Genomic DNA, 8,206 nt, shown 5'->3' with positions numbered 1-8,206 from the left:
AATTCAAAGTCATGGTCAAAGATATATGTCGAAACAAAATTACAAGCGTTTAAAAACTGTTGTTGGGTTTCTTCGAATTTTTCAATATCACTAGCACTTGGGTATAATTGTACTTTAATCGTTTTCGTTAACAGCATCTTGTCACCTCATTTCTCTTAAATACATTATACTATCTATTTAGTAAAAACATAAACGATAACCTAGTAAAATCAACAAAAAGAGCTGTCTATTTCGCTAATTCCTCCTAGGTATTAATACCGAGGTTTCCTTAGCTGACAGCTTGTAAATGAAAGTGATTGGACCATAACAGATTGTTTGGCCATGGAGTGGACAAGAAGTAGAATATCGATTGCTTTTCGCTTCGTATGCCCGTATCCCTTAAAGTCGAGACCATTCAAGCGCTGCGCTAAAAGCGAACAGATAAAATCAAAGCCCATTTAAAGTTGTTGCCCAGGATTGTGGTTGTATGTTCATTAATAAATGAGTATTTAAAAGACGAGTTGAAAAACTAGGGAGTGGGCAAGAAGTAGAAAATTAAATAATTTTCGCTTCGTATGCCCGTATCCCTTAAAGTCGAGGCCACTCAACCACTGCGCTTCTAAATATCGAGCAATAACTTGATTGAATTTATCAAAGAGATACCTCACCTCGTTAAGACGCCATTTGAGACCACTCGACCACTGCGCTATTAATTTACGAACAATAATTTCAAATAAATTTATCAAGTTTATGCCCAGCCTCAATAGGTATTTCGATTGGTTAGTAGAATCAAATTCAAAATGACCACGAGGTACTCCATTAGCGACAACTGCACGGTTTGTCATGCTTAATGCTTAACATGGGTAACTTTTTTATAAAATTGTATTACTAATAGTGCTGAGGTATTGTCTTAGGAAAAAAAGTCTGCTATAATACAGTCATTAGATTTTATCTCCCTATGAATCTAATAAAGACTAGTCGGAGCCCACTTAGTGGGCTTTTTTTTATGTTTGTAATTTTGGCTCTATGTCAAATGGTGTGGGTCAACAGAAAGGACTCTGTTCACCTGCACCAAAAAGTATAGATTCGCTAATTTTTGATAAAAAAAAGAGGTCGTACACATCTAAGTGATTTACGGCCTCTTAGTTATAAGATGATTGATTTACTCTATTTAAAATGCGGTAGATGGGAGTTGAACCCACACGAGTATACACTCACCACCCCCTCAAGATGGCGCGTCTGCCATTCCGCCACTACCGCAGGAAACAATATTAAAAATAGCATGTTATTCAACATTTGTCAAATGTCTTAAGAGTCTTTTTTGATGTCGAATAAAGGTTCAGCAATTAATAACAGTGTTAGATACACCTTTCTTGACGATTTCAGTAGTAGTATTATGGTCTTTTTAATTAATTATTAATATTTCTGAGAATAGGTTTGCACTCACAATGACGAAATTTTGTGCTATACTTAATAATTGTAAAAGTCGTAAATAATAATTTTTTTTGAGAAATTAAGAAGAGTTGGAGTGATTTTTTGAAAAGGGAAGGATGGTGTAAAATGAAACTCAAATATTTAACATTAATGGGCGTGATGAGTTCACTCATTTTATCACCCATTAGTTCAGCTCAATCCACTCTTGAACCAACCGAAGAGAGTCTTTTGCGAAGTGAAGTGACAGAGGTTGAACCTTCGAAATTAGATAGCTTAACTCAGCAACTTGAAGCATTAAAAGAGGTTCCGAGCTTTAAAATGCAATTAAAATTAGTGAATCAAAGAAGTAATGAAAAAACGGTTGAGGTGACCGTTTTAGGTAATACCACAACTGGCAATGCGATTATTGACTATGATTTCTATGATCGACTGTCAAATCCTAACCATTATCATGTTCGTCTGTATGCTTATGATAATTTTAAGTATGCATATGTCACGACTTTAGATTGGCTTAACTCGCTTGATTATTTCAGTCAACCTTACTTTAAGCGAGATGATGCTTTGGTGATGGCTTCAATTGATTCCCCCGTCGTTGAATTCGAACAAAGTCAACTAATAGGCTTTGATCAATTGACGAGTTTGAATGATGCGTTTCTATTATTACCGAATATGAACAAATTAGCTCAAGTTCGTGAAGAGAGTATTTACTATATCGATCCGATATATACGTTGAGTTTGGAAAGAATGGCAATTCCAGAAGTGATTTTTAGTGATACTAAAAATGTAAATTTAAAATTGACAACGGATGTCACGATTAATGAAACAGAAGCTAGTGCGGTGCAAAAGTTAGAGTTAAGTACGCAACCTAGTGGACTCGCTTTTGGAGCTTTAGTCAACCAACAAATTGATCGCACGCGCTTAGCAACGATTGAAGGACTTGATATTAATCGCGATTTACCTAAAATGGTCAAAGACCTAGGTGTCGCGACTACGATGGTGACCAAGAAATTAACCGATTTTGATATTGCCTTTAATGAACGTACTCAACTCTATACTTTAACTTTAGCTGGTGTCACTGAAAACTTTGACTTAAATATTTTTGAAGATAAAACAGCTAGCTTTAAATCATATGAATTTAAGACAGTTTATAGTTTTCAACCGTACGAGTGGACCATGCCTGATTTATTAGCTTTGAAATCCATCTCCCAAAAAGAATTAACGTTTTTAATGACAAATGAATTAATAGATGAGGTATCAGAAAGTGAGTAAATTAACCTATCGTCATACCATTATTGCTTGTTTTATGGCTTATGTCGTGCAATCGATGGTGATTAATTATGTGCCTTTATTATTTGTACAGTTTCAAAATGAATTTTCAGTTGATTTAGTCCAAATAACGGCATTAGTTTCCTTAAATTTTTTAGTGCAATTAATGGCAGATGCATTATCCATCCCCATTATTAAAAGGATTGGTTATCGTTGGGTGGCTATATTGGCCCATTTATTAGCGGTATTAGGATTTGCTGCGATGGCACTTTTGCCGAATATGATAAGCAGTAATCCGTATATTGGCTTGGTGATTGCTACCGCTTTATATAGTGCAGGAGGTGGCTTGATTGAGGTGGTTAGCAATCCTATCTTAGAGGAAATCCCAACTGATAATAATGAACGAATGATGAGCTTGATGCATTCGTTTTATAGTTGGGGGTTTGTCGCCGTTACGATTATTGCGATGAGTTATTTTTACTTTGTCGGCATTGAACAGTGGCGTGTTCTGACATTTTTCTGGTGTATCATTCCGTTACTTAATATGATTTTATTCATTTTTGTACCATTACCAACAATCATCGAAGGAACGGCTGAAGGTGGCAGTATGATGGGATTATTAACCAATCAAGCTTTCTGGATTTTCTCGGTGATGATGTTTTGTGCAGGTGCTAGTGAGATGGCGCTGAGCCAATGGCTATCCCTTTATATGGAGAAAACTGTCGGCTTTTCTAAAGCCGTGGGAGATTTAGCCGGACCGCTTTCTTTTGCGGTGATGATGGGCTTGTTCCGAATTTACTTTGGCTTAGGAAAACATAATCTTTCCATTTTAAAATTCATTATGATTAGTTTGATAACTCTAACCATGAGTATTTTAGTAATGTCAATATTTAATTGGCCTTGGATTAGCTTATTAGGTAGTGCTTTGTATGGTGGTGCGGTTGGGATATTATGGCCGGGCACTTATAGTCTGGCAGGTAAAGGCTTAACCGGGGGTCCGATTATGTTTGGGATGTTAGCATTAATTGGCGATTTAGGTTGTACAGTTGGTCCTGGATTAATTGGTCAAGTGGCTGCTTGGTCAGGTGGTAATTTACGAGTCGGTATTTTTTCAAGTATTATCTTTCCCTTGATATTCTTGTGGATGATTTATTTAACAAAGAAAAAATCATTATTTGAAGGCAAGAACGAGGCAGCGGTTATAAAAGAGTAAACCATCATTGATTAAGAGAGATTTATAAGGAATTAAAGCTTAACACCCTTAAGCACGAGCTTCTTATAAGTCTCTTTTTATTTAGTCGACTCAAGGGTTGTTTCTTCGAGTCAATCCTAACGAGGTTCTTTTGATTGGAGAAACATCATCTCTAGCATACACTTTAGCATGGGGGTATCGGTACGAGTGATTGAATCAACGTGCACTCGGCTACAAGATATGTGCGCAATCTGTTATTGGAACGATGAGCATTTGGTTAAAAATAAGTGCGCAATCTGTTATTGGAACAATGCGCAGTCCGTCGTTAAAGAAATGCGCACTAGGTTATTGAAGGATATCCCGTATATATTGATGCGCCTTAAAATATACAGATGAAATTAAAGCAAATGTTTCAATTATTCACCAAGCCCCTAACTAATTCACTCTAAAAAACGGTTACTTACGAATCTTTCCTGAGTTTCTATTGAGAATAATTTGAAAGTCCTTAGAATTCTTGCTATAATACCTTTTAGAAGACTATGATGAAAAATGTCAATTGTGCCGTCATCAGGGAGATTTAGCGTGACTGAAACTAAATCATGTAAGCCGCAAGAGACTTTCGCTTTCGGAGTCGTTCTGTTAAGAAAGAATCACTTTTGAAAAAGAACCCGCTACATCTCGGTTATAGATGCCAAGTGTCAAAGATTGGATTGCTTACAAACTTTGAAACAAGGGTGGTACCACGGTCATGCGTCCCTTTTTGGGGGAGGCTATTTTTTTGTCATAAATTTTAAAAAGGAGTAAGCTATGAGTTCAAAATTACAAGAAACATTAGATAAGATTCAAGTCCTCATGCAAGAAGCATCTGGAGAATTAGAACAAGTCGATTCAATGAAAGTGTTAAATGCTTTAAGAGTGAAATACACTGGAAAAAAAGGAGTTATTGCAGATCTTGCTAAAGTAATGCGAGACCTAGATAATGACGGTCGTCGTGAACTAGGGCAACATATGAATGAGTTCAAGCAAAAAATTGAAACAACGATTGAAGTCTCAAAAGCACGTATTGAAGCGCGAGAGTTAGAAATTAAATTAGCAGAAGAGACACTTGATATTACCTTGCCAGGTAAAAAACAAGCGTTAGGTAGTCGCCATATCATTACTCAAACCATGGAAGAAATTGAAGATTTATTCATTGGTATGGGGTATCAAGTGATTGAAGGACCTGAAGTTGAATTAGATCACTATAACTTTGAAATGATGAACTTACCAAAAGGACATCCTGCTCGTGATATGCAAGATACGTTTTATATTTCAGAGGAAGTATTATTGCGAACGCATACTTCTCCTGTGCAAGCTCGTACGATGGAAAAACATGATTTTGAAAAAGACGGTCCGTTAAAAATGATTAGTCCTGGTAAAGTTTTCCGTCGTGATAGTGATGATGCGACGCATTCTCACCAATTCCATCAAATCGAAGGATTAGTAGTAGATAAAGAGATTACACTCGCTGATCTAAAAGGGACGCTATTGCAGTTTGCTCAAAAATTATTTGGTGAAGAACGTGAAATTCGTTTACGTCCAAGTTATTTCCCATTTACCGAACCTTCAGTCGAAGTGGATGTCTCATGTTTTAAATGTGGTGGCAAAGGATGTTCAGTCTGTAAACAAACAGGTTGGATTGAAATATTAGGTGCCGGGATTGTCCATCCAAATGTATTAGAAATGGCCGGTATTGATTCAACTAAATACTCAGGATTTGCTTTTGGGTTAGGACCAGATCGTGTGGCAATGTTGAAATATAATGTGGATGATATTCGTCACTTCTATCAAAATGATTTACGTTTCTCAGATCAATTCAAAGGAGGTCAAAATTAATGTTTTTATCATATGAATGGTTAAACGATTTTGTAGATTTATCAAAAATTAAGGCCGATGAATTGGCTGATAAAATGTCTCGTACGGGTATTGAGATTGAAGGCGTAGAAAACTATGGTGCTAATTTATCGAACTTAGTAGTGGGAGAAGTTGTAGAATGTGTCGATCATCCCAATAGTGACCACCTACATTTAACGAAAGTAGATGTCGGTCAAGATGCGTTATTACAAATTGTTTGTGGAGCACCGAATGTGCATGCGGGAGCAAAAGTAATTGTTGCGATGATTGGTGCTGTTTTACCAGGTGGATTCAAAATTAAGAAAAGTAAATTACGTGGTGAAGTATCAGAAGGAATGTTATGTTCACTGCAAGAATTAGGCTTTTCTGATAGTGTGATTCCTAAGAAATACGCAGATGGCATTTATTTATTCCCACAAGATGCTCCAGTGGGGCAAAATGTAATTGACTATTTAAAATTAGATGATCCGATTTTAGAATTATCGATTACCCCTAACCGTGCAGATGCTTTATCAATGCTGGGCTCTGCGTATGAAGTAGGAGCAGTCATTAATCAACAACCAACAATTACGCAACCAGAAGCGCATCATTTTGCTGATAGTGCTGAATTATTAGAGGCTGTATCAGTAACAGTTGCAGATGCTGCTTTATCACCACGCTATCAATTGAGAGTCATTAAAAACGTGACGGTAAAAGAAAGTCCATTATGGTTACAAATGCGCTTGATGAAAGCCGGTATTCGTCCATTAAATAATATCGTTGATATTACGAATTATTTCTTATTATTATATGGGCAACCCATGCATGCCTTTGACTATGATACGCTAGCTTCTAAAGCCATTTCAGTAGCAGCAGCCAATGAAGGGGAAACTTTCATGACTTTAGATGGGTCAGAACGTACGTTATCGACACATGATGTGATGATTAAAGCCGGTGAAATTCCTGTTGCTTTAGCAGGTGTAATGGGTGGCATGGATTCCGAAGTCACAGAGGAGACCACGACTGTCTTATTAGAAACAGCTGTCTTTGACCGCTTAAATGTCCGTAAAACGGCGTCTAAATTTAATTTACGTTCTGAATCAAGTGCGCGCTTTGAAAAAGGAATTAATTTAGCGACGGTTGATGAAGCCGGAACCGCTGCAGCCCAAATGATGGCTGAATTAGGTGATGGAGTCGTTGAACCAGGTGTTAAGGAAGTGAATACCTTAACGGTTGAAAATAAACAAGTGGCAGTTCCTTTATCAGCGATTGAAAAACGCATTGGAATTGAAATCACTCATGATGAATTACAAACCATTTTTGACCGTTTAGGTTTTGAAATAACGATTCAAGAAACAGACTTTACCGTGTCGGTACCACCACGTCGTTGGGATATCGCGATTGAAGCAGATGTCTTAGAAGAAGTTGCCCGTATCTATGGTTATGATAATATTCCTGTTACGTTACCAACTGTACCAAGTACGCCAGGTCGCTTAAATTCAAAACAAAAATTAGTCCGTCAAACACGTGCGATCGCGGAAGGATTAGGCTTGAACCAAGTGATTAGTTATGTCTTAACCGCACCAAAAGAAGCTGAATTATTGCATGGTGACCAACCATTCGTCAAATTAGCCTTACCAATGAGTGAAGATCGTTCAGTATTACGTCAAAGTTTATTCCCAGCGCTAATGGAAATTGCGAAATATAACCAAGCGCGTCAAAATAAACCATTGGCCTTTTATGAAATTGGTAAAGTCTTTTATGGACAAGGCGATAATGTTCAACCAAAAGAAGAAGAGCGCTTTGGTATCTTAGTATCAGGACAAAATGCCGTAAATGCTTGGTATCAAGAGGCAGCGAATTATGATTTTTATGACTTAAAGGGAATCATTGAAAGTTATTTCGAAGCGATTCGCTTAACTAACAAGATAACTTATCAAGCAACCCAAGATTATGCCGTCATGCATCCGGGTCGAACCGCAAACATCATATTAGATGGTGAAGTAATTGGATTCTTTGGTCAAGTCCATCCTAAAGTAGCCAAAGATCATGATTTACCAGATGAGACATTCTTTGCGGAAATAAACTTTGATCAAGTATTAGCTTATGACCGTCCAGCTTTAGTGCAAACGATGATTCCGAAGTACCCTTCAACGTCACGTGACTTAGCTTTATTAGTACCAAAATCGATTATCCAACAAGAATTAGTCGATCTAATTAATGAAAAAGGTGGCCAATATTTACGTTCAGTTGAATTATTTGACCGCTTTGTCGATGCTAAAATTGGAGAAGACAACCAATCATTAGCTTATCACTTAACCTTCCAAAACCCAGAGAAAACTTTAACGGATGAGGAAATTAATGCCGCAATGGCTAATATTACCGAAGCCCTTAATCAAATTGATGGCTTAGAAATTCGTTAATAGCGATAAAATAAATAACATTTTGAGACTGTGTAGAAAT

4 protein-coding genes and 1 tRNA gene are annotated in these 8,206 nt (G+C 37.0%); 4 read left to right on the top strand and 1 reads right to left on the bottom strand.

The window, feature by feature from the left end; all coding sequences use genetic code 11:
- Positions 1–1,156 precede the first annotated feature (1,156 nt).
- Positions 1,157–1,239 (bottom strand) — tRNA-Leu (locus tag B5D12_RS06955).
- Positions 1,240–1,539: 300 nt separating this feature from the next.
- Here B5D12_RS06955 and B5D12_RS06950 point away from each other — a divergent pair.
- The 4 genes from B5D12_RS06950 to pheT all read left to right on the top strand — a co-directional run bounded on the left by B5D12_RS06950 (position 1,540) and on the right by pheT (position 8,166).
- Complete coding sequence (locus B5D12_RS06950; protein WP_078756140.1) at positions 1,540–2,682, top strand: hypothetical protein; 1,143 nt, start codon at positions 1,540–1,542, stop codon at positions 2,680–2,682.
- Entirely contained in the window at positions 2,675–3,892 is a 1,218-nt protein-coding gene (locus B5D12_RS06945) for an MFS transporter (protein ID WP_159443886.1), read from the top strand. Before B5D12_RS06950 ends, B5D12_RS06945 begins: the two co-directional genes overlap by 8 nt.
- A 786-nt stretch (positions 3,893–4,678) precedes the next feature.
- A complete protein-coding gene (gene pheS / locus B5D12_RS06940) occupies positions 4,679–5,746 on the top strand; it encodes a phenylalanine--tRNA ligase subunit alpha (protein ID WP_078756138.1) in 1,068 nt (355 codons plus the stop codon).
- Positions 5,746–8,166 (top strand): phenylalanine--tRNA ligase subunit beta, encoded by a 2,421-nt coding sequence (pheT, locus tag B5D12_RS06935; protein WP_078756137.1) that lies wholly within the window; start codon positions 5,746–5,748, stop codon positions 8,164–8,166. The genes pheS and pheT overlap by 1 nt, the downstream gene beginning before the upstream one ends.
- Positions 8,167–8,206 lie beyond the last annotated feature (40 nt).

It is taken from the genome of Globicatella sulfidifaciens DSM 15739, assembly GCF_900167405.1.
Taxonomy (GTDB): Bacteria; Bacillota; Bacilli; order Lactobacillales; family Aerococcaceae; genus Globicatella; species Globicatella sulfidifaciens.
This window is presented reverse-complemented; position numbering and strand designations above follow the sequence as displayed.

Coding starts and splice junctions, on each gene's coding strand:
- B5D12_RS06950 (WP_078756140.1), top strand. CDS start 1,540: ATGAAACTCAAATATTTAACATTAATGGGCGTGATGAGTTCACTCATT.
- pheS (WP_078756138.1), top strand. CDS start 4,679: ATGAGTTCAAAATTACAAGAAACATTAGATAAGATTCAAGTCCTCATG.
- pheT (WP_078756137.1), top strand. CDS start 5,746: ATGTTTTTATCATATGAATGGTTAAACGATTTTGTAGATTTATCAAAA.